We start from the raw sequence: 19,891 nt of genomic DNA, 5'->3' as shown, positions 1-19,891 counted from the left end.
CCTCCCGCCGCGCTACGCGCCTCCCTCCATGCTCCCCGCCCCCCGGCCGCCCCGCACTGCGAGCCCGTCCACCCGGACGGCGCGCGCGCCGGCGCAGGGGCCCGTGCCCGCGTTGGCGCCCGTGTCCTCGTCCGTGTCTGGGCCCGTGCCCTGATCCGTGCCCTGATCCGTGCCCGCCTCCGGGCCTGCGCCCGTGCCCGCGCCCTTGTCCTCACCGAAGCCCCCGCCCCGGAACGCCAGTCCGGCCGCCCAGGCCGTGCCCGCCACCGCCAGGACCGGCAGCAGGACGTGGACGTCGACCACCGCTACCAGGCCGGCGCCGAGCGCGACGGCCAGCGCGTTCGGCGCGAAGACCAGGGTGTTCGCGGTCGCCGCCACCCGGCCCACCGCCTCCGCCGGGGCCTCCCGCTGGACCGCCGTCATGGTGGCGACCAGGACCCACGGCAGCCCCAGGCCGATCACCGCGCTCGCCGCCAGGGCCGACGCCTCGTACGGCAGCGCCCGCACCCCCACCGCCACCGCGAACAGCGCGAGACCGGCGGCGGCGAGCACCCGCTCCGGGACCCGGCGCAGCACCGGGCCCGTGAGCAGGCCCGCGAGGACCGAGCCCGCGCCCTGGACGGCGTACAGCACACCGGCGTACGCGGGGGAGCGGCTGAGCCCGCTGTCCACCACGGCGTAGATCGCGGCCCCGTTCACCCCGGCGAGCAGCATCGTGAACCCGCCGGTCGCCACCAGCGGCCGCAGCACGGGCGAGGCCCGCAGGAGCCGTACGCCCTCGGCCGTCTCCCGCCACCAGTCCCGCTCCCCGGACCTCTCAGGGCGCTCCTCCCGGACCGGCATCAGCGCGAACAGCACCGCCGCGAGCGCGAAGCTCGCCGCGTCGAGGAGCGCGACCGGGCCGCCTCCGTAGCGGGCGAAGAGGCCCGCCGCCACCAGCGGGGCGATCAGCTTCATCGACTCGTTCGCGGTCATCCGGAGCCCGTTGAAGGTGCCGAGCCGCCCCTCGTCGAGCGTCGTCGCCACGAGCGCCTGCTCGGCGGCCTCGTGGACGGCGCCCTGGGCCCCGTACAGCACGAGCACCGCGAAGAGCAGCCACACCCGGTCCGCCGACTCCACCCACAGGAGCACGGGCAGCAGGAGCGCCATCGCGGCGTTCAGGACGACGAGGAGGGGCCGCCGCCTGACCCGGTCGGCGAGCGTGCCGAGCAGCGGCCCGAGGAGGACGGGCGCCCACAGGGCGAAGGCGGCGAGTGCCGCCAGACTGTCCGAACCCGTCAGGGACTTGATCCAGATCCCGGAGACCAGCCACATGGCCGTCGTGCCGAACCCGGACACGACGATGCCTGTCAGATACCAACGCATGGCCGCAGCCTGGTCCCTGAGGAGGCCCTCACGGATCGGGCACCTGCCCTATTCCCGGGCCGGGGCCGGGCCGAAGCCGGGGAACAGGGCAGTCCCCCCGGTGTCAGTCGGCCCCGCGTGCCCGGTCCCGGAGCCGGGCCCAGAGACCGGGCCGGGCCCTCTCCACGGGCATGGCGCCCGGATCCGACACGGCGAGCAGCGCCGCGCCCGCCGCGGCCGTCAGTTCGTCGTCCTCCGGGACGGAGCGCCAGCTCCCGTGTTCCACGGGTCGCTCGTCCGCGTCGAGGAACGCCCGCAGGACGGGCGCCGCCGCGGCGGCCGGCGGGCCGATCTCGCCGAGGAGCCGGACCGTCTTCGTGACCGCCGGGGTGGCACCGCCCCCGACGAACGGCTCGACCGCCCCCACCAGGACCGGCACCACCTCCTCCGCCAGGCCCGTGATCCGCCACAGCGCCTCCCCGGCCTCCAGCGGCTGCCACCCGTGCGGGTGGGCGTGGAGCAGTTCGCGCAGCCGGTCGACGTAGGGGGCACCGGCAGCGCCCAGCGTGCCGAGCAGGGTCGGCAGGGTCCACTGCCCGCTCGGGTCCGTTCGCAGCGTCCGCAGCAGGGCGAGCCCCGGCCCCGGGTCGCCGGTGAGCCGACCGTACGCGAGGGTCAGGGAGCGCGGCGCGAACGTCTGGCCCGGAGGCGGGGAGGCGATCAGGGCCCGCAGCCTGGCCGGGTCCACGGCGGCAGCCGCCTCCGGGCCGATCGCCGCGAGCGCGTCGAGGGCCCAGACCGCGCCGTCGGTCTCCAGGGTCGCGACCAGCTCGGGGATCGCGGGCGCCGCCGCCGGGCCCCAGGCCGTCAGGACCTGGCAGAGAGCACGCCGGTCGTCGACCGAGCCCGTGGCGGCGAGTCCGGCCCGCAGCGGCGGCAGCAGCACCCCGGCGTGGGCCCCGAGCGGGCCGAGGGTCTTGCTCAGGCTCAGTTCATGGGTCCACCAGCCCTCGGAGTGGACCGAGTACGTCACGAACCCGAGGCGCTCCCCGGCCAGCCGCCGGGCCAGCGGGGCGGCGCAGCGCGGGTCTCCCGTCCGGGAGAGCGCCCACAGCATGTGGTCCTGCGCGGGCAGGTACGGCTCGCCGTCGTCCGTGATCCTCGCGGCCAGCGCGTCCGCCCAGGGGCGGGCCGCGGTGCCGCACATCCCGAGGACCCGGGCCGCGAAGAGCCGGTTCTCCGGCTCGGGGTCGTCGAGGCACCCGGCCACCGCGGGGAGCAGGGCGGGAACGGCCGAGCGCCGGCGGCTCAGCTCCTCGGCCGCCGCCTCCAGGGCGCTGCGCCGGGTGGCCGTGTCGGTGTGCCCGAGCAGTTCCAGGAGCAGGCGGACGGCCGGGGCGCGGTCGTCGCCGAGGAGCCGGATCGCTCCGGCGACCGACCAGCCGTCGAGGTCGCCGCCGGTCAGGACGTCGGTGACCACGCGCGCGTACCGGGCGTCCGCCACGTCGGGACGCGCGGAGTGCAGGGCCTGCACGGCCAGGAGCCGGGCCCCGGGCCCGGCCTCCGGCTCCGTCAGCTCCCACAGCCGCCGTACGGTGTCGGTCCGCTCCCGGTCGGCGTGGGCGGCGAGGCGGCCCGCCGCGACCACGACCGACTTCCGCGTGTCCGGGTCCCGCTCGACGGGCCGGCGGGCCCACAGCGCGATCAGGACCTCGTCGGCCCGCCCCCGGGCCTCGCCGAGGGCGCGGGCGACGGTGTTCCGTATCTCGGCGGAGGGGTCGTGGAGGAGGGGGAGCAGGGTCGGGATCGCTCTGTACCAGGCCTCCGCCCACCCCGGGGCGATCCAGCGCTCCTTGACCAGATTGCCCTCGGAGGCGAGGGAGCCGACCAGGTCCAGGAGGTCGACACGTACCGTGACGGCCGGATCGGTTGCGGCCCGGACCAGGAACGGCAGCGCGGCCACGGCGGCCGAGCAGACCGTGCCGCCCTGGTGGTAGAGGCTCGCGAGGAGTGCGTCGGCGGCGTCCTCCGCGCTCGTGAGGAGCGCGCGCGCGTCGGCGGCCCTCTGCGCCTCCTCCTCCGGCCGGTACAGGGCCCGCAGCTGGTCCGGCACGTCGCCGGCGGAGCCGTACGCGTGCTCCAGGGACCCCCAGGCGATGGCCTCCAGGGCGTCGGTCCCGTCACTCATCCGCGCTCGCCTCCCCGCTTCTCGTACCGCAGCGCGAGCCCCGTCACCACGGCCCCGAGCCCCTCCCACAGGCCCACACCGAGGAAGCCGGCGGGGGCGCGGCCGGTGACGACCGCGAGGGTGAAGACCGCGCAGGTGAGGAGCCGGAAGGGGACCGTCCAGCGGAAGAAGGGCTTCCAGTCGGCGAGCGCGGCGAGGACGTAGTAGACGCCCATGTTGAGCGCGGCCATCGAGGAGGCCGTGAGGAAGACGAGGGTGTGGTCGGCGTCCGCCCGCCCGCCCTCGGGCACCGGCTCGAAGCCCATGACCGTGAGCAGGGCGTCCGGGGCGACCAGGCCCACCACCCCGAGCGCGGCGGCGAGCACGCCGAAGACCGCCATGGTCCAGCCGGACAGGGAACGGGGCAGGCGCACGGCGGTCCTCCGTGGGACGAGAGCAGGGGCACGCCCCACGATTCGAGTACGCATGCGAATCGTGGAGTGTGGCCCCTGCATATCGCGTGACGGGGCACGACGGCCAATCGGCCCCCGCCCCATGTCATTTCGGCCCCCGCCTCACGTCATTTCCGTGCCCGCCCCACGTCGTTCGGCCTCCGCCCCACGTCGTTCGGCCTCCGCCTCACGTCACTTCAGCGCCGCCACCATCATCTTCTGCGCCACCGGCGCCGCCAGGCCGTTGCCGCTGACCTCGGAGCGGGCCGCGCCCGAGTCCTCGATCATCACCGCGACGGCGACCTGCTTCCCCGTCGAGGGGTCCTTCGCGTAGGAGGTGAACCAGGCGTACGGCGTCTTGCTGTTGTTCTCGCCATGCTGTGCCGTGCCTGTCTTGCCGCCGACCTCGGCCCCGGCGATCGCCGCGTTGGTGCCGGTGCCCTTGTCGACCACCGTCCGCATCGCGCTCCGCAGCTGCTCCGCCGTCGAGGAGGAGACGATCCGCGTGCTGTCCCCGTCGTCGAACGCGGTCAGGGCGTCGCCGTCGGAGTCGACGACCTCCGACACCATGTGCGGGGCCGACAGGAGGCCGTCGTTGGCGATCGCGGCCGAGACCATGGCCATCTGGAGCGGCGTCGCGGTCACGTCGAACTGCCCGATGCCGGTCAGCGCCGTCTGCGCCTTGTCCATGCCCGACGGGTACACGCTCGCGTACGCGCGGACCGGGACGTCGAGCGCGTCGTCGTTGAAGCCGAACTTCTCCGCCATCCCCTTCACCTTCTCCTGGCCCAGGTCGGCGGCCATCTTGGCGAAGACGTTGTTGCAGGAGTACTGGAGCGCGGTCCGGATCGTCGCGTTCTCGCAGGGCGCGGAGGCGTTCTCGTTCTTCAGCACGGTCCGGGTGTTCGGCAGCGTGTACGGGTCGGGGCTCTTCGTCGCCGTGTCCACGGAGCCGTACAGACCGTTCTCCAGGGCCGCCGCCGCGACGACCAGCTTGAAGGTGGAACCGGGCGGCAGCGGCTGGCGCAGGGCCCGGTTCACCAGTGGCTTGTCCTCGTCGTTCAGCAGCGCGTTCCAGGCGTCGCCGTCCGTCGTCCCGGCGATCTTCGACGGGTCGTACGACGGGGTGGACACCATGCCCAGGATCCGGCCGGTGGCGGGGTCGACCGCGACGGCCGCGCCCTTCTTGTTCCCGAGCGCCTCGTAGCCGGCCCTCTGCACGTCGGGGTCGATCGTGGTGACGACCGTGCCGGGCTCCTGCTGCTGGCGCGTGACGGCGTCCACCGGGTTCTTCAGCCGGGTGTCGGTGCCGTCGAGGACACTGCCGTAGATGCCCTCCAGCTGCGTGGCGCCGTACGCCTGCGAGCTGTAACCGGTGACCGCCGCGTACAGCTCGCCGTCCGTGTAGGTGCGCTTGTACGCGAGATCGCCTCCCTCCGTCCTCTCCGAGCCGGTGACCGGCGAACCGGCCACGACGATGTTGCCCAGCGGCTGCGCGTACTGCGCGATGGTCTTCCGCCGGTTCTTCGAGTCGTCCGCGAGCGCCTTGCCTTCGTACGCCTGCACCCAGGTGGCCCGGCCCAGGAGGGCGAGCACGAGGACGAGGACGAAGACCGAGGTGTGCCTGATCGTCTTGTTCATCGCACTACGGGGGACGAACGGGGCGGTGGGGGACGTTCCGGATGCGTCCCGTTTCTCAGGGAACCTTCATCCCGGCCGGAGGGGCCCTCTACAGTGCGCGCATGATCGATTACGCGGTGCCCGAGGAGTACGTCGTGTGGGCCGTCCTCGTGGAGGAGGAGACCTGCCGGGGGTACGAGGACCACCGCTGGGAGCTCACGCAGAGGCACCTCGTCGAGGAGGGCGGCCGGGCAGCCGCCGACGTCCTGGCACGGAAGCTGGCGATGGAGCACGTGCCCGCGGAGGCGCGCCCGCTGAGCGGCGCGACCCCCGGCCGGAGGGTGTTCCGGGTCGCCGACGGGTCCTGGCTCGTGGAGGTGAGGGCCCCGCAGGCGGTGCTCTGCAGGATCACCACCGCCGAGCAGGTGCACGTCCAGCCCTACGAGGCTCCCCCGAAGGAGGAGGCCCCGCCCGCCAGGGGGAAGGGCCTGTTCGGCAGGCGCTGACTCCGCCCGCTCCGTCACTCCGCCCCCCCGTCACCCCGCCCGCACGAACCCCGACTCGTACGCCAGGATCACCGCCTGCGTCCGGTCCCGGGCGCCGAGCTTCGCCAGGACCGCGGCCACATGCGATTTGACCGTCGCCGGGCCGACGCCGATCCGCTGCGCGATCTCGGCGTTCGTCAGACCCGTCGCCACCTGCCGCAGCACCTCCGCCTCCCGCTCGGTGAGCCGCGCCACCCAGGGCGGCGCCGCCGCCGGAGCGCGCCGGGCGTGCTCGGCGGCCAGGCCCCGTACCGCCGCCGGGTAGAGCAGCGAGTCGCTCCTGGCGACCAGCCGGACCGCGGCCACGAGGTCCTCCGCCGCCGCCCGCTTCAGCAGGAAACCGGCCGCGCCGACCCGCAGCGCGTCGTACACGTAGGAGTCGTTCTCGAAGGTCGTCACGACCACGATCCGGGGCGCCTCGGCCATCCCGCCGAGGATCTGCTCGGTGGCCCGGATCCCGTCGATCTCGGGCATGCGGACGTCCATGAGGACGACGTCCGGCCGCGTCGCCCGCACCACCGACACCGCCTCGGCGCCCGACGCGGCCTCGCCGACGACCTCCAGGTCGGGCTCCGCGTCCAGGATGACCCGCAGGGCCGTCCGCACCATGCGCTCGTCGTCGGCGAGCACCACCCGAATCGCCGTACTCGCCGCACCCGCACCCGCACCCGCACCCGCACTCGCCGTACTCACCGCGCTCACCGGGGGATCCTCACCACGAGGCGCCACACGCCGTCCACCGGGCCGGCCTCGGCGGTGCCGCCGAGCAGCCGGGCCCGTTCGCCGACGCCGCGCAGGCCGCGCCCGCCGTGCGGGCGGGCGACCGGGGGCCGCTCGGGCAGGGGGTTCTCCATGGTGATCTCCAACTCCTCGGTACGGGCGTCGAGCCGTACGGTGACGGGCGTGCCGCCCGCGTGCCGGGCCGCGTTCGTCAGACCCTCCTGGACGATCCGGTACGCCTCCCGCGACAGGGCATCCCGTACGGGGGCGAGCTCCCCGTCCACGGTGAGCGCCACCCGCGGTCCCGCGCCGCGCACGAGGGCCTCCAGGGCGTCGAGCCCCGGCCCCACTCCCTCCTCGGCCCCCTCGCCGCGCCGCAGCAGGCCGAGGACCCAGTCCAGCTCCCCGACCGTGCGGCGGGTGGTCTCCTCGATCGCGGTCAGCGCCTCCCGGACGAACTCCAGGTCGGCGGCGTCGCCCGTGTCGAGGACCCGGCGCGCCGCGCCCGCCTGGAGGGTGACCGCGCTCAGGGCGTGGCCGACCGAGTCGTGCAGCTCGCGGGCGAGCCGGTTGCGCGATTCCGCCTCCGCCGCGCGCCGCTCGGCCGCCACGAGCCGGTCCGCGGGGCTCGGCCCGAGCAGCCGGGGCGCCTGCGCCGCGAGGAGCGCCCCGGTCGCGGCGGAGGCGGCGGCGAGCGCGAGCAGCATCAGCAGGCCCGCCGGGAGTGCCGCCCAGACCCACCAGTCCCGGTCGAGCCCCCAGTACCGGCCGATCTCCGACTCCCGGAGGGCCAGTGAGAAGGGCAGCGCCATCAGCGTCACCGCGAACGGCGGCAGGGCCAGGGACGCCCCGCTGATCAGCGCCCCCGCGCCCACGTGCAGCGTGAACCAGCCGGCCGTCCTGGCCTTCGCGTCGCGGCCGCGGGCCGGGCCGTCCGCGAGCCGGTCCGCCGGCACCCCGCAGAGCATCCGCGCCACCGCCACCGACATCGGCCGGGCCGGCGGGAAGAGCGCGGTGACGGCGGCGAGCGGCAGCCCCACCGCGTACGCCCCGAACTGCACGGCGAGACTGCCCCCGAACATGCCCGGCGAGTCGAGGAACACCCCCAGGACGACGGTGCCGACCAGCCAGTACGGCATGAACAGCGCGCCGCCCAGGACCAGATGGACCCAGCGCAGCCTGGCCCGCTGCCCGAACAGGGCGACCGCGCACCGCCTCACGCCTCGGCGCTCTGCCGCCGCAGGAACACGGCCACGCACGCGGCCAGCAGGAACCCGGTGATCATCTGGCCAGCGTAGGACAGCTGTGCGAGGGCCGGGACCTGCTTGGCCGGATCGGTCTCCGGCATGAGGCAGACCAGCGACATGTACGCGCCCCAGCACCCCACCGCGCCGGTGGAGACCCAGGCCAGGGAGAGGACGGGCCGCACCCCGAGCCGCGCGGGCCGCCGCAGGACGAGGAGGAGGGTGAAGACGACGGCGACGGCGAGGAAGGTGAGCCCGACGGCGCTCAGGACGTAGAAGTCGGAGTTCCGTTCGGCGGCCCGCTGGGGGGCGAGGCCCCTGACCGAGCCGGCGAGCCACATCAGCTGGACCGTCGCCGGGACGAGCGCGACCACCGCGCCGGCCACGGCGGCCGCCCGCACGCCGGGCCCGGAGAAGCGGGCGGAGACCTCGCCGAGCCGGCCGCGCCAGACGTGGCCCCAGCGGTCCCGCGCGTAGAGGACGAAGAGCGCGCCGAGGGAGAGGCCCTGGAGGATGAAGCCGCCGTAGACGACGGCGAAGACCCAGTCGTCCAGGAAGGGTTCGCTGGGAGCGGCGGCCCGGTCGTCGCCGCTGAGGAGCGCGACCGCGAGCTGCGCCGGGTACCCGGCCATGATCGGGGCGAGGAGCCCGGTCGCCGCCCACATGGGGAAGGCCAGCAGCCAGGCCCGTACCCGCAGGCCCCACGCCTGGGTGAGCAGCAGGGCGAGGACGATCACGACGATGTCGGCGAGGACCGAGACCGAGTTGGCGACGGCGAGCAGCGTCCGGTGCTCCAGGAGCACGCTCCCGGCCGGGATGCCGGTCTCGCCGCCCGCCACCCAGACGACCTTGAGCGCGATGTACGGGAGGCAGGCGACGATCGCGAGGACGCGCAGCACCCGGCGGAGGAGGCTGGGGCGGTACGCGGCGGAGGGTGTCGGCGCGAAAGAGTGCGCGGTCGGTGTCATGGCTCCACGCTCCCGCGCCGGGCGCCGGTGCCACGTCCTGCCGTGTGGTGAACCGTCTCCGCCGCGCGGGGGAGCCGGCCTCCGCCCAGCCTCCGTCCACAGACCGTCCGCCGGCCGTGACCGAGGCGGAATTGACCCATGATTCTGATGATCGATTGACCCCTTTATCTGGGTCAATGCCTCACTAGAGTAGTGATCATGAACGAGAACGCGACCTTCGCCCCGCTCCTGACCCGCGCCGCCACCGCCGAGACCACCGCCGACCCGAGCAGCGTGATGACGCTCCTCGCCGACTCCGACACCACCGGTGGGCAGCTCACGAGCTACCGGTCCTCGTTCGCGAAGGGCGCGGTCGGCGCCCCGGCGCACTTCCACACCAAGGCCTCGGAGATGTTCTTCGTCCTCGGCGGCTCGCTCCAGGTCCTCGTCGACGAGGAGCTGACCGTCCTGGAGCAGGGCGACTTCCTCCTGGTCCCGCCGCACACCCCGCACGCCTTCGCGGCGGCGCCCGGCGCCGAGGCCGACGTCCTCTTCGCCTTCACCCCCGGCATGGCCCGCTTCGACTACCTGCGCCTCCTCGGCCGGGTCATGCGCGGCGAGGCGAGCTTCGAGGAGATCAAGGCGTCCTCGGAGCAGTACGACAACCACTACGTGGACAGCCCGGTGTGGCAGAAGGCCCTTGCCGAGCGGGGCTGACCCGAGGGCTCAGAGGCGGCGGGTCGCCAGTGTCAGCCGGTCCCGCGCATCGAACAGCGCGTCCTTGATCAGCTGTTCGTGGGCCGGGGTGAGCCGCGCCACCGGCACCGAGCAGCTGATCGCGTCCCGCGCCGGGGTCCGGTAAGGGATCGCGATACCGAAGCAGCGCAGCCCGAGCGTGTTCTCCTCGCGGTCCACCGAGAAGCCCTGCTCGCGGATGACGTGCAGCTCCTCGATGAGCTTCTCGCGGTCGGTGATCGTGTGCTCGGTCAGCGCCGGCAGGGTCTCGGGGAGCAGCTTGCGCACCTGCTCGTCGGTGTGGGTGGCGAGCAGCGCCTTGCCGAGCGAGGTCGAGTGCGCGGGCAGCCGGCGCCCGACCCGGGTGAACGGCCGCAGGTAGTGCTGGGACTGACGGGTCGCCAGATAGACCACGTTGGTGCCGTCGAGCCGCGCGAGGTGGATGGTCTCGGTGGTGTCGTCGGAGAGCCGGTCCAGCGTCGGCCGGGCGGCGGCCACGACCTCGTCGCCGTCGATGTAGGACGTGCCGACGAGCAGCGCCCGCACCCCGATGCCGTACCGCGTGCCCGTCGCGTCCGTCTCCACCCAGCCCAGCTCGACCAGGGTGCGCAGCAGCATGTACAGGCTGGACTTGGGGTAGCCGACGGCCTCCTGGACGGCGGCGAGCGAGTGCATTCCGGGGCGCCCGGCGAAGTACTCCAGCAGCTCCACGGTCCGCACCGCGGACTTCACCTGCGCCCCACCCGCGTCTGCAGTCGCCATGACCCTCGCCCCTTTTCCGTTGTCCCCGTCGTCCGGCCGTCCGGTGGCCGCCAGGCTGAGCGGGCCCCTTGTGGAGACGGCCGGGCCGTCAATAGAGTCCCTCGCAGACGCGTTCATCTACGGGAACGGCGTTCAGAATAGCGAACAGGGGCGTAGCGGTGGCGGCAGAACCAGTGTGGAGTGTGGACCCCCGGACGGGGAAGCCGCGCGAGCAGGTTGCGGTGGAGGCCACAGCGGAGGAGGTCGACCGGGCCGTCCGGGCCGCGCACGGCGCCCGCGCCGCGCTCGCCGACCGCACGGTGCGGGCCGCCTTCCTCCGTACCGCGGCCGACCTCCTCGACGGCGCGCGCGAGCACGTCATCGAGGCGGCCGACGCCGAGACCGCCCTCGGGCCGGTCCGCCTCACCGGCGAACTCGCCCGGACCACCGCTCAGTTGCGGTCCTTCGCCGAGGTCGTCGAGGAGGGCTCCTTCCTCGACATCCGGATCGACCTCCCCGACCCGGCCGCCACCCCGCCCCGGGCCGACATGCGCCGCTGGAAGATCCCGCTCGGCGTCGTCGCCGTCTACGCCGCCAGCAACTTCCCGCTCGCCTTCTCCGTCCCCGGCGGCGACACCGCGAGCGCCCTCGCGGCCGGCTGCCCCGTCGTGGTCAAGGCCCACCCCGACCACCCGGCCACCTCCGAACTCTGCGCCTCGCTGCTGCGCCGGGCCGCCGCCAAGGAAGGCCTCCCCGAGGACGTCGTCGTCCTCGTCCACGGCTTCGACGCGGGCGTGGAGCTCGTCCGTCACCCGCTCGTCGCGGCGGCGGGCTTCACCGGTTCGGTACGCGGCGGGCGGGCGCTCTTCGACGCGGCCGCCGCCCGGCCCGTACCCATCCCCTTCCACGGCGAACTCGGCTCCCTCAACCCGGTCGTGCTCACCCCGGCCGCCGCCGAGGAGCGCGCCGGAGAGCTCGGCACCGGCCTCGCCGGCTCCATGACCCTGGGCGCGGGCCAGTTCTGCACCAAGCCCGGCTTCGTCCTGGCCCCCCGGGGCGAGGCCGGCGACCGCTTCCTCGCCGCCCTCACCACCGGGGTCAGCGAGACCGAACCGGCCGTGATGCTCGACCACCGCATGCGGGACGCCTTCGTCGCCGGGGTCGCCGAGCGCGGCGCCCTCGACGGGGTGGACACCCCCGTCACGCCCGGCCCGGGCGGCGCGCACACGGTCAGCGCCGGCGTCCTCGCCGTGGACGCCGACCGGCTCACGGGAGGCGCGCCGGGAGACGGCCACGACCTCCTCCTGGAGGAGTGCTTCGGACCGGTCACCGTCGTCGCCCGCTACTCCTCCCGCGAGGAGATCACCGCGGTCCTCGGCCGGCTGCCCGGCAACCTCACCGCCACCCTGCACATCGCCGAAGAGGACGGCGACGCGGCCTCGCTCCTCGCCGAACTGACCCCGCTGGCGGGCCGCGTCCTCGTCAACGGCTGGCCCACCGGCGTCGCCGTCGCCGCCGCCCAGCACCACGGCGGCCCCTACCCGGCCACCACCTCCACCAGCACCTCCGTCGGCGCGACCGCGATCGAGCGCTGGCTGCGCCCGGTCACCTACCAGTCGACCCCGGACCACCTGCTCCCGCCGGAACTCCGCGACGGCAACCCGCTGGGCCTGCCGCGGCGCTGACCCCCGCCGGGTGCCTCAGTGCCGCGCGCGCACCACGAACTTCCCGGTGTGCGTGCGGGACTCCATCAGCCGATGGGCGTCGGTGATCCGCTCCAGACCCTCGAAGGTCTCGGCGTGGAATGCAGGAGCGCGGCGAGCGCCAGCGTGTACGCGTCGGCCACCCACTGGAGACCGGTCATGCCCGTACCCAGGTCGGCGCCGACCGCGGGCAGGGCGACGTTGACCACCGAGGTGTCGAGGGTGATGAGGGCGAAACCGAGCGTCGCGGCGGCGAGGGCGGGACCGGGGGAGGAGGGGGCTCCGGCAGGGGCGTGGGGGCGGACGGCGGAGGCTTCGGTGAGGTCGGTCGATGACATGCCTCCACCCTTGTGACCGGCGCGGACGGAGAGGAGTGACCCGGACGCCATATGCGGGGAGGTTCCGGCCATACCGGCGCCGCGCGTCTCCCGAGTCGTCCGCGTCCCCCGCCCGGTTCCGCGCGCTGCCCTCCGGACGGGGCCTCCCCTCCGGGACCGTGCCGCGCGCTGCCCTCCGGACGCGGTCCGCCCTCCGGAACCGCGCCGCGCGCCGCCGCGTCCTGACATTTCATGATCCGATACGCGACCGCGGCCGATCTCGACGCCGTCACCGCCCTCCACGCCGAGGCCCGGGCCACCTACTACCGCGGCCACCTCCCCGAGGCCGCCTACGCGGGCCCCGAGGAGCTGGCCCGCTCCCGGGCGGGCTGGGCGGGCGCGATCGAGCGCGGGGCCGTGCTCTGCGCGGAACCGGACGGCGAGGGCACGGGGATCGCCGGGATCGCCGCCTACGGCGAGCGCGACGGCGTCATGGTCCTCAGTCAGCTGCACGTCGCCCCCGCCCAGTGGCGCAGGGGTGTCGGCCGCGCCCTCCACACGGCCTGCGTCGAGGCCTGGCGGGCCGCCGGGGTCACCACCGCCGTCCTGGAGGTCTTCGAGAAGAGCGCGCGCGCCCAGGCCTTCTACGCGGCCCAGGGCTGGACCCCCGACCCGGACCGCCCGCGCTCCGACGACCACGTCGTGCTCCGCCTCACACCGGGGCCGGAATCGGAATGAACCGGGCCGGCGGGGACGTTCCGTCGACGAACACCCGTACCGCCAACCCCTCGGAGAGACTTCACATGCGCGTCGAGATCTGGTCCGACATCGCCTGCCCCTGGTGCTACGTCGGCAAGGCCCGCTTCGAGAAGGGCCTGGCGGCCTTCGCCCACCGCGACGACGTCGAGGTCGTGCACCGCTCCTTCGAGCTCGACCCCCACCGCGCCAAGGGCGACACCGGCCCCGTCCTGGAGATGCTGGCGAAGAAGTACGGCCGGACCCTCGACGAGGCCCGCGCCATGGAGGCGCACGTCGCCACGAACGCCCACGCCGAGGGCCTCGGCTACCGCGTCGACGGCCGCGACCACGGCAACACCTTCGACATCCACCGGCTGCTCCACCTCGCCAAGGCACGCGGCCTGCAGAGCGAGCTGCTCGACCTGGCCTACCGCGCCAACTTCGCCGAGGAGCGCTCCGTCTTCGACACCGAGATCCTGGCGACGCTCGGCGTCGAGGCGGGTCTCGACGAGGCCGAGGTCCGGGCCGTCCTCGCCGACGAGTCGGCCTACGCCGACGCCGTACGGGAGGACGAGCGCGAGGCCGCCGAACTCGGCGCCAACAGCGTGCCGTTCTTCGTCCTCGACCGCCGCTACGGAGTCTCCGGCGGCCAGCCCGCCGAGGTCTTCACCCAGGCTCTGGAGCAGGCCTGGCAGGGCCGCGCCCTCCAGCCGGTCGGCGGCGACGCCGACGCCGAGGGCTGCGGCCCGGACGGCTGCGAGGTCCCGCAGGCCTGAAGGCCGCACCTTCCCCGAGCCGCCCCCATTCGCTCTGACCTGCGGAGATAAGGGCGGCTTGGAGTTCCCCCACGGTCGGATCCCCATTGACGGGTGATCGTGGGGAACCCAGGGTGGGGGTATGGATTCCCTGCATCAGCCGCTCGGCGGCACCGAGTTCGCGCCCAAGAAGACCTATCTGAACACCTCCGCCTGCGGGCTGCTGCCCCGCCGGACGATCGACGCCGTCACGCTCCTCGCCGAGGAGACCGCCGACGGCCGTTCCGACGGCGCGGGCAGCTTCGCGATCGTCGGCGAGGCCAGGGCGGCCTTCGCGCGGCTCGCCCACGTCGCGCCCGAGCGGGTCTCCGTCGGCAGCTCCGTCGCCGTGCACTGCGGGATGATCGCCCAGTCGATGCCCGCCGGTTCCGAGATCCTCTTCCCCGAGGGCGAGTTCTCCTCCGTCGTCACGCCGTTCACGATCCGCGGCGACCTCAAGGTCCGCTTCGTGCCGCTGGAGCTGCTCGCCGATTCCGTCCGTCCCGGGACGGCGCTCGTCGCCTTCTCGGCCGTGCAGTCGGCGGACGGCCGTACGGCGGACTTCGCGGCGATACGGGCCGCGGCGGCCGCCCACGGCGCCCGGACGCTCCTGGACGCCACGCAGTCGGCCGGCTGGCTGCCGCTGCACGCGGGGGAGTGGGACTACACCGTCGCCGGTGCCTACAAGTACCTGCTCTGCCCGCGAGGGGCGTCCTTCCTCACCGTCACCGAGGAGGCGCAGGACTCGCTCCTCGCGATCCACGCCAACTGGGTCACGGGCGAGGAGCTGTGGGTGAACAGCTACGGCCCGGTCCGTGAACTGGCCCGCTCCGCGCGCCGCTTCGACGAGCCGGTGGCCTTCCTCTCGTACCACGGGGCGGCCCGCTCGCTCGCCCTCCTCGAAGAGGTCGGCATCGACCGTATCGAGGCCCACAACAAGGGGCTCGCGGCCCGCTTCCGCACCGGGCTCGTCGAGCTCGGCCACACGCCGGTCAGGGACGACTCGACGGTCGTCGCGGTCCCCGGCCTCGGCGACCGGGCGGACGCGCTCCGCGCCGCCGACGTGCTGCTCTCCGCCCGCGCGGGCAACCTCCGGGCGTCGTTCCACCTGTACAACACGGCGGCGGACGTCGACCGCGTCCTGGAGGTCCTGGCGGGCTGAGCGCCCGCCCGGAGGCCGGCGGGCCGAGCGCCCGCCGCCGTCAGCAGCTCTTCGGCAGTGGCGGGCAGTCGCCCTCCTCGCCCGCCTCCTCGTACAGGTTCTCCGCCACGAGCCCGAGCAGGCGGGCCAGCTCCGCCCGGTCGTCCGGGGCGAGGCCGCCGAGCGAGAGGTCCTCCAGGTCCTTCCAGGCGCCCTCGACCCCGGCGCGCAGCGCCAGGCCCGCGTCCGTGGTCTCGACGAGGACCGCGCGCCGGTCGGCGGGGTCCGGGCGGCGGCGGACGTGGCCGCACTGCTCCAGGCGCTGGAGCATCTTCGTCACCGTCGAGGGGTCGAGGCCCAGGGACTGGATCAGCTCGGACTGGCGGACCGGCCCGGAGTCCCAGAGGCGCATCATCATCAGCTCCTGCCCCGGGTAGAGGCCGAGGTCCCGCAGCCGCCTCCCCATGGCGATCCGGTGCATCCGGGCGACCCGCGCCAGGGTGTGGCTGACGGGTCCGCCGCGCGCGGCGGCCGGCAGCGGTTCGCCGCACACACCGAGGGGCGCTCCGGCGCGGGGCTCGGTACGGACGGGGTCGGTTCCGGACATCGTTGCTCCTCGGGACGGCTCTCCCCCAAGATTACCTTGGTCGGCCAATGAATCGGTTACAGTGGCAACGGCCCAATTAGTTGGCCGACCACATATTGATGTGAGGGAACCGCCATGACCACTGCCTTCGACCCCGTCGACCTCGCCGGCACCCGTCTCGCCAACCGCATCGCCATGGCCCCCATGACCCGCAGCCGGGCCGACGGCGCCGAGCGCACCCCCACCGCGCTCGTCGCCGAGTACTACGCCCAGCGCGCCTCGGCCGGCCTCATCATCACCGAGGGTGCCCAGCCGACCGCCATAGGCCAGGGTTACCCCAACACCCCCGGTCTGCACAGCGCCGAGCAGATCGCCGCCTGGCGCGAGGTCACCGACGGCGTCCACGAGCGCGGCGGCCGCATCTTCGTCCAGCTGATGCACGCCGGCCGGATCAGCCACCCCGAGGTCCTCGGCGACGGCCTCCACCCCGTCGGCCCGTCCGCCGTCGCCCCGGCCGGACAGCTCTTCGCCGGCTCCGGGCTCATCGACTTCGTCGCCCCGCGCGAACTCACCGCCGACGAGGTGCGGGAGACGATCGCCGGCTTCGCCACCGCCGCGCGCAACGCCGTGGAGGCCGGCTTCGACGGCGTCGAGATCCACGGCGCCAACGGCTACCTGATCCAGCAGTTCCTCTCCGGCAACTCCAACCACCGCACCGACGAGTGGGGCGGACCGGTCGAGAACCGCATCCGCTTCGCCGTCGAGGTCGTCAAGGCCGTCGCCGCAGAGATCGGCCCCGAGCGCACCGGCCTGCGCGTCTCCCCGGCCAACACCTACAACGACATCGCCGAGACCGACACCGCCGAGATCTACCCCGCCCTCGTCGCGGCGATCGACCCGATCGGCATCGCCTACCTGCACGTCACGGAGGCCGCGCCCGAGGTCCGCGAGCTGACCCTCGCCCTGCGCAAGGCCTTCGACGGCACCCTCATCCTGAACCCGGCCACGGAGGGACCGACCGGGCCCGACGCCCTGGCCCTGATCGAGGACGGCACCGCCGACCTCGTCGCGTACGGGGCGCTGTTCCTCGCCAACCCCGACCTGCCGGCGCGGCTCCGGGCCGGCGGCCCGTACAACACCCCCGACACCGCCACCTACTTCGGCGGCGACCACCGCGGCTTCACGGACTACCCCGCGCTGTAGGGGATGCCCCCCGCACGACGAAGGGCGGGGCCCGTTCAGCCGGACCCCGCCCCTCCCTCGTGCACCGGTACGTCGGTACGGGCCCGTACGCCGGTACGCCCGTACTCCCGTACGTCCTACTTCCAGGCCTCCGTGACCGCGCGCCGCGCGCCCTCCAGATCCACCGTGCGGCCAGTGTCGCCGAGCGCCGCGCCCAGCGCCGCGAGCGAGGACTGCACCGCACCCGGCGTCGCGTCCACCCCGTAGTGGTTGACCCGGATCATCTCCTTGGCCAGCGCCCCGCCGCCCGCGATCAGCGGCAGCGACGGATCGGCGGCGAGGGCCTTCGCGACCAGCTCCGAGGCGTCCACCCCGGACGGCACGCGCAGCGTCGTCGCGACCGGCGCCGCGTCCCCCGCCTCGTACACATACGGCTCAAGACCGCCGCCCAGGGCAAGCGCACCCGCCCGGGTCGCCGCCGCCGCCGAGGCGTGCCGGGCCATCAGCGCGTCCAGACCCTCCGCCTCGATCCGCTCCACGCACGCCTCCAGGGCCAGCATCTCCAGCTGCGCCGGAGCGTGGAGCAGCGCCTTACGGCCGCTGTCGATCCACCGCTCCTTCCAGTCCAGGAGGGAGAGGTACGAGCGGCGCGGCGCGGCCGGGTTCGCGGCGAACCGCTCCCACGCCCGCACGCTCACCGAGACCGCCGAGACGCCCGCGGGGCCGCCCATCGCCTTCTGCGCGCCGATGATGCACATGTCCACGCCCCACGCGTCCGGCAGCACCGGCTCCGCGCCGATCGACGCCACCGCGTCCAGGTAGAACAGCGCGCCGTGCGCCCGGACGACCTCGCCGATCTCCGCGACCGGGTTGGTGTTGCCGGTCGCCGCCTCCGCGTGCACGAGCGACACGAAGTCGATCTCCGGGTGCGCGGCCAGCGCCCGCTCGACCTGCTCGGCCGTCACCGCCGTGTGGAAGGGCACCTCCAGGTCGACCACGGTCGCCCCGCAGTCCCGCAGCCAGTTCCCGAAGGTCTGCCCGTACGGACCGGTGACGACGTTCAGCGCGGTCGAGCCGGCCCGCGCCCCGCTGCGGATGCACCCCTCCAGGGGCAGCAGCGCCTCGCCCTGGGTGATCACCACGTCCTGCTCCGTGGAGAGCAGCGCGGCCACCCGCCGCTCGATCGACGCGAAATGCGCGGCGGTCAGCGGGGCCAGGTCCAGGAGCGGATGTGTCACGGTCACGGCGGTGCCTTCTTCGACTCGGTGCGGTGCGGGGTGGAACCCGGAACTCCCGATCAGGGTACCGACGGACGCCCCGCGCTCCCCTTGGCCCATCCGTACAAAAGGGATCTTCGTTCTGATGCAACCGTCAAGGGACATCAGGTGTCCAACAGGGCGACGGACCGGGCGCGGGCCCCGTCCGGCGCCCCCCCCGCAGCCGCCCGGAACCCTCCGGCCGACGCCCGCTACCGGCGTGCGATCGATGAGTGACCCGGTGAACCGGGAACCGCATCCCCGGCGGGGCCGCTCTCACCGCCAGACACCAGCAGCTGCTCGTACAGTGCAGACTTGACTTCCTCCCCCTCTTGAAGGAGGGGAGTCCTACGGCTTGCGCCGTGGGGATTTCTGCTTCATCGCCGACTGCCCGCCCGGAGTTCTCCGTTGGGGTCTTACGCCGGCTCCACAGACCGACACCGCCAGCCCGGCGGCCTTGAGGTTCTTCGCGGCGTTCACGTCCCGGTCGTGGGTCGTGCCGCAGCCTTCGCACGTCCAGGTGCGGACGTGCAGCGGCATGCTCTGGGCGAGCTTGCCGCATTCGGAGCACAGCTTGGAGGAGGGGAAGAAGCGGTCGACAGCGATCACTTCCCGCCCGTACCAGGCGGCCTTGTACTCCAGCATGCTCCGGAACTCCGACCATGCCGCATCGCTGATGGCACGGGCCGGACTCCGGTTCTTGAGCATGCTGCGCACGGTCAGGTCCTCGATCACGAGCGTTTGGTTCTCACGCACGAGTCGAGTCGTCAGCTTGTGCAGCCCGTCCCGCCGCCGGTCCGCGATACGGGCGTGGATCCTCGAGACCTTCCGCCGGGCCTTTCGGCGGTTGGCGCCATCACCCGGAGCCTTACGGGCAAGAGTCCGCTGAGCCCTGGCCAGGGCGGCACGGTCACGGCGCTCGTGCCGAGGGTTAGCGACCTTCTCCCCCGTGGACAGGGTCAGGAGGTGGTCCAGGCCAACGTCAATCCCGACCACCGCGTCCGTGACGGGGAGCGACTTGACGGACGGGTCCTCGCACAGCATCGAGACGAACCAGCGCCCCGCCGCGTCCTGCGAGACGGTCACCGTAGACGGCTCCGCCCCCACCGGCAGAGGACGGGACCACACGACGTTCAGTGGCTCCGCCATCTTCGCCAACGTCAGCCGACCGTCCCGGAACCGGAAACCGGACGTGGTGTACTCGGCCGACTTCCGCGACCTCTTGCGTGACTTGAAACGCGGGTACTTCGCCCGCTTGCCGAAGAAGCTCGCGAACGCGGACTGCAAGTGCCGCAGCGTCTGCTGCAACGGCACCGACGACACGTCATTGAGGAACGCCAGCTCCTCAGTCCGTTTCCACGCGGTCAGCATGGCCGAGGTGGCGTTGTAGTTGACCCGCTCCTGGCGCGCCCAGGCCTCCGTACGCGCCACGAGCGCCAGGTTGTAGACCTTGCGCACGCATCCGAATGTGCGCGACAGCTCAGCCGCCTGCGCATCGGTCGGATAGAAGCGGTACTTGAACGCCCGCTTCACAGGGCTCACGGTCATGCTCACAATTTAATGCGGCAACTGGTTAAGATCAAACCTGCGGGTCAGAGCACTGCGATCCACCCTTGCGGGCCCATCACAGCCCCTTGTCCGGTTCCGCAGGAATTCAGC

19 protein-coding genes are annotated in these 19,891 nt (G+C 73.7%); 7 read left to right on the top strand and 12 right to left on the bottom strand.

Going from position 1 to position 19,891, the window contains the following annotated elements; translation table 11 throughout:
- Nucleotides 1-12: 12 nt before the first annotated feature.
- The 4 genes from ACWFR1_RS15215 to ACWFR1_RS15200 form a co-directional block, all read right to left on the bottom strand.
- Entirely contained in the window at nucleotides 13-1,365 is a 1,353-nt protein-coding gene (locus tag ACWFR1_RS15215) for an MFS transporter (RefSeq protein WP_453550898.1), read from the bottom strand.
- 103 nt (nucleotides 1,366-1,468) lie between these two features.
- Nucleotides 1,469-3,532, bottom strand: coding sequence for a hypothetical protein (locus tag ACWFR1_RS15210; RefSeq protein ID WP_453550895.1), 2,064 nt, complete (start codon nucleotides 3,530-3,532; stop codon nucleotides 1,469-1,471).
- Nucleotides 3,529-3,999: a hypothetical protein gene (locus ACWFR1_RS15205; RefSeq protein ID WP_453550893.1), complete on the bottom strand. Its 471-nt coding sequence runs from the start codon at nucleotides 3,997-3,999 to the stop codon at nucleotides 3,529-3,531. The genes ACWFR1_RS15210 and ACWFR1_RS15205 overlap by 4 nt, the downstream gene beginning before the upstream one ends.
- Before the next feature lie 156 nt (nucleotides 4,000-4,155).
- Complete coding sequence (locus ACWFR1_RS15200) at nucleotides 4,156-5,604, bottom strand: peptidoglycan D,D-transpeptidase FtsI family protein (RefSeq protein WP_453550890.1); 1,449 nt, start codon at nucleotides 5,602-5,604, stop codon at nucleotides 4,156-4,158.
- Nucleotides 5,605-5,705: 101 nt separating this feature from the next.
- Here ACWFR1_RS15200 and ACWFR1_RS15195 point away from each other — a divergent pair, with 101 nt between their 5' ends.
- A complete protein-coding gene (locus tag ACWFR1_RS15195; RefSeq protein WP_453550888.1) occupies nucleotides 5,706-6,089 on the top strand; it encodes a hypothetical protein in 384 nt (127 codons plus the stop codon).
- 30 nt (nucleotides 6,090-6,119) lie between these two features.
- Here the strand turns inward: ACWFR1_RS15195 and ACWFR1_RS15190 are convergent, their stop codons facing one another.
- The 3 genes from ACWFR1_RS15190 to ACWFR1_RS15180 are packed head-to-tail and all read right to left on the bottom strand — an operon-like array spanning nucleotide 6,120 to nucleotide 9,060.
- Nucleotides 6,120-6,767 (bottom strand): response regulator transcription factor, encoded by a 648-nt coding sequence (locus ACWFR1_RS15190; protein WP_453551052.1) that lies wholly within the window; start codon nucleotides 6,765-6,767, stop codon nucleotides 6,120-6,122.
- Nucleotides 6,768-6,826: 59 nt separating this feature from the next.
- Entirely contained in the window at nucleotides 6,827-8,068 is a 1,242-nt protein-coding gene (locus tag ACWFR1_RS15185) for a sensor histidine kinase (protein WP_453550886.1), read from the bottom strand.
- Nucleotides 8,065-9,060: a hypothetical protein gene (locus ACWFR1_RS15180; protein ID WP_453550883.1), complete on the bottom strand. Its 996-nt coding sequence runs from the start codon at nucleotides 9,058-9,060 to the stop codon at nucleotides 8,065-8,067. The genes ACWFR1_RS15185 and ACWFR1_RS15180 overlap by 4 nt, the downstream gene beginning before the upstream one ends.
- Before the next feature lie 198 nt (nucleotides 9,061-9,258).
- On the opposite strand from ACWFR1_RS15180, the gene ACWFR1_RS15175 reads away from it, so the two are divergent.
- A complete protein-coding gene (locus ACWFR1_RS15175) occupies nucleotides 9,259-9,756 on the top strand; it encodes a cupin domain-containing protein (protein ID WP_453550881.1) in 498 nt (165 codons plus the stop codon).
- Nucleotides 9,757-9,765: 9 nt separating this feature from the next.
- On the opposite strand, the gene ACWFR1_RS15170 is transcribed toward ACWFR1_RS15175, so the two are convergent.
- Nucleotides 9,766-10,536, bottom strand: coding sequence for an IclR family transcriptional regulator (locus ACWFR1_RS15170; protein WP_453550878.1), 771 nt, complete (start codon nucleotides 10,534-10,536; stop codon nucleotides 9,766-9,768).
- Nucleotides 10,537-10,694: 158 nt separating this feature from the next.
- Here ACWFR1_RS15170 and ACWFR1_RS15165 point away from each other — a divergent pair, with 158 nt between their 5' ends.
- Nucleotides 10,695-12,200 carry an aldehyde dehydrogenase (NADP(+)) gene (locus ACWFR1_RS15165; RefSeq protein WP_453550877.1) on the top strand — a complete coding sequence of 502 codons (1,506 nt, stop codon included), beginning with the start codon at nucleotides 10,695-10,697 and terminating at the stop codon, nucleotides 12,198-12,200.
- 65 nt (nucleotides 12,201-12,265) lie between these two features.
- Here the strand turns inward: ACWFR1_RS15165 and ACWFR1_RS15160 are convergent, their stop codons facing one another.
- Nucleotides 12,266-12,556, bottom strand: a complete 291-nt coding sequence (locus ACWFR1_RS15160; protein WP_453550875.1) for a hypothetical protein — start codon at nucleotides 12,554-12,556, stop codon at nucleotides 12,266-12,268.
- Nucleotides 12,557-12,787: 231 nt separating this feature from the next.
- On the opposite strand from ACWFR1_RS15160, the gene ACWFR1_RS15155 reads away from it, so the two are divergent.
- The 3 genes from ACWFR1_RS15155 to ACWFR1_RS15145 all read left to right on the top strand — a co-directional run bounded on the left by ACWFR1_RS15155 (nucleotide 12,788) and on the right by ACWFR1_RS15145 (nucleotide 15,229).
- Entirely contained in the window at nucleotides 12,788-13,273 is a 486-nt protein-coding gene (locus ACWFR1_RS15155) for an N-acetyltransferase family protein (RefSeq protein WP_453550872.1), read from the top strand.
- 65 nt (nucleotides 13,274-13,338) lie between these two features.
- Nucleotides 13,339-14,049, top strand: coding sequence for a DsbA family oxidoreductase (locus ACWFR1_RS15150; protein ID WP_453550870.1), 711 nt, complete (start codon nucleotides 13,339-13,341; stop codon nucleotides 14,047-14,049).
- Between the two features lie 121 nt (nucleotides 14,050-14,170).
- Nucleotides 14,171-15,229 (top strand): aminotransferase class V-fold PLP-dependent enzyme, encoded by a 1,059-nt coding sequence (locus tag ACWFR1_RS15145; protein ID WP_453550867.1) that lies wholly within the window; start codon nucleotides 14,171-14,173, stop codon nucleotides 15,227-15,229.
- Between the two features lie 40 nt (nucleotides 15,230-15,269).
- Here ACWFR1_RS15145 and ACWFR1_RS15140 read toward each other — a convergent pair whose 3' ends face one another.
- Nucleotides 15,270-15,815, bottom strand: coding sequence for a MarR family winged helix-turn-helix transcriptional regulator (locus ACWFR1_RS15140; protein WP_453550864.1), 546 nt, complete (start codon nucleotides 15,813-15,815; stop codon nucleotides 15,270-15,272).
- Nucleotides 15,816-15,929: 114 nt separating this feature from the next.
- On the opposite strand from ACWFR1_RS15140, the gene ACWFR1_RS15135 reads away from it, so the two are divergent.
- The gene (locus ACWFR1_RS15135) at nucleotides 15,930-16,997 is read left to right on the top strand and encodes an alkene reductase (protein ID WP_453550862.1); all 1,068 of its coding nucleotides are present in this window, start codon (nucleotides 15,930-15,932) and stop codon (nucleotides 16,995-16,997) included.
- A gap of 116 nt (nucleotides 16,998-17,113) precedes the next feature.
- Here the strand turns inward: ACWFR1_RS15135 and ACWFR1_RS15130 are convergent, their stop codons facing one another.
- Nucleotides 17,114-18,214 (bottom strand): pyridoxal-phosphate-dependent aminotransferase family protein, encoded by a 1,101-nt coding sequence (locus ACWFR1_RS15130; RefSeq protein WP_453551050.1) that lies wholly within the window; start codon nucleotides 18,212-18,214, stop codon nucleotides 17,114-17,116.
- Nucleotides 18,215-18,580: 366 nt separating this feature from the next.
- Entirely contained in the window at nucleotides 18,581-19,780 is a 1,200-nt protein-coding gene (locus ACWFR1_RS15125) for an RNA-guided endonuclease InsQ/TnpB family protein (RefSeq protein ID WP_453550860.1), read from the bottom strand.
- Between the last annotated feature and the right edge of the window lie 111 nt (nucleotides 19,781-19,891).

Source organism: Streptomyces sp. NPDC055103, from assembly GCF_053607625.1.
The sequence above is the reverse complement of the archived record's forward strand: the minus strand, read 5'-3'. Positions and strand labels throughout refer to the sequence as shown.

Excerpts from the sequence above, each read along its gene's own strand:
- ACWFR1_RS15160 (WP_453550875.1), bottom strand. The coding sequence starts at position 12,556 with ATGTCATCGACCGACCTCACCGAAGCCTCCGCCGTCCGCCCCCACGCC.
- ACWFR1_RS15155 (WP_453550872.1), top strand. The coding sequence starts at position 12,788 with ATGATCCGATACGCGACCGCGGCCGATCTCGACGCCGTCACCGCCCTC.
- ACWFR1_RS15195 (WP_453550888.1), top strand. The coding sequence starts at position 5,706 with ATGATCGATTACGCGGTGCCCGAGGAGTACGTCGTGTGGGCCGTCCTC.
- ACWFR1_RS15135 (WP_453550862.1), top strand. The coding sequence starts at position 15,930 with ATGACCACTGCCTTCGACCCCGTCGACCTCGCCGGCACCCGTCTCGCC.
- ACWFR1_RS15175 (WP_453550881.1), top strand. The coding sequence starts at position 9,259 with ATGAACGAGAACGCGACCTTCGCCCCGCTCCTGACCCGCGCCGCCACC.
- ACWFR1_RS15180 (WP_453550883.1), bottom strand. The coding sequence starts at position 9,060 with ATGACACCGACCGCGCACTCTTTCGCGCCGACACCCTCCGCCGCGTAC.
- ACWFR1_RS15125 (WP_453550860.1), bottom strand. The coding sequence starts at position 19,780 with ATGACCGTGAGCCCTGTGAAGCGGGCGTTCAAGTACCGCTTCTATCCG.
- ACWFR1_RS15210 (WP_453550895.1), bottom strand. The coding sequence starts at position 3,532 with ATGAGTGACGGGACCGACGCCCTGGAGGCCATCGCCTGGGGGTCCCTG.
- ACWFR1_RS15215 (WP_453550898.1), bottom strand. The coding sequence starts at position 1,365 with ATGCGTTGGTATCTGACAGGCATCGTCGTGTCCGGGTTCGGCACGACG.
- ACWFR1_RS15150 (WP_453550870.1), top strand. The coding sequence starts at position 13,339 with ATGCGCGTCGAGATCTGGTCCGACATCGCCTGCCCCTGGTGCTACGTC.
- ACWFR1_RS15170 (WP_453550878.1), bottom strand. The coding sequence starts at position 10,536 with ATGGCGACTGCAGACGCGGGTGGGGCGCAGGTGAAGTCCGCGGTGCGG.
- ACWFR1_RS15140 (WP_453550864.1), bottom strand. The coding sequence starts at position 15,815 with ATGTCCGGAACCGACCCCGTCCGTACCGAGCCCCGCGCCGGAGCGCCC.
- ACWFR1_RS15205 (WP_453550893.1), bottom strand. The coding sequence starts at position 3,999 with ATGCGTACTCGAATCGTGGGGCGTGCCCCTGCTCTCGTCCCACGGAGG.
- ACWFR1_RS15145 (WP_453550867.1), top strand. The coding sequence starts at position 14,171 with ATGGATTCCCTGCATCAGCCGCTCGGCGGCACCGAGTTCGCGCCCAAG.
- ACWFR1_RS15200 (WP_453550890.1), bottom strand. The coding sequence starts at position 5,604 with ATGAACAAGACGATCAGGCACACCTCGGTCTTCGTCCTCGTCCTCGTG.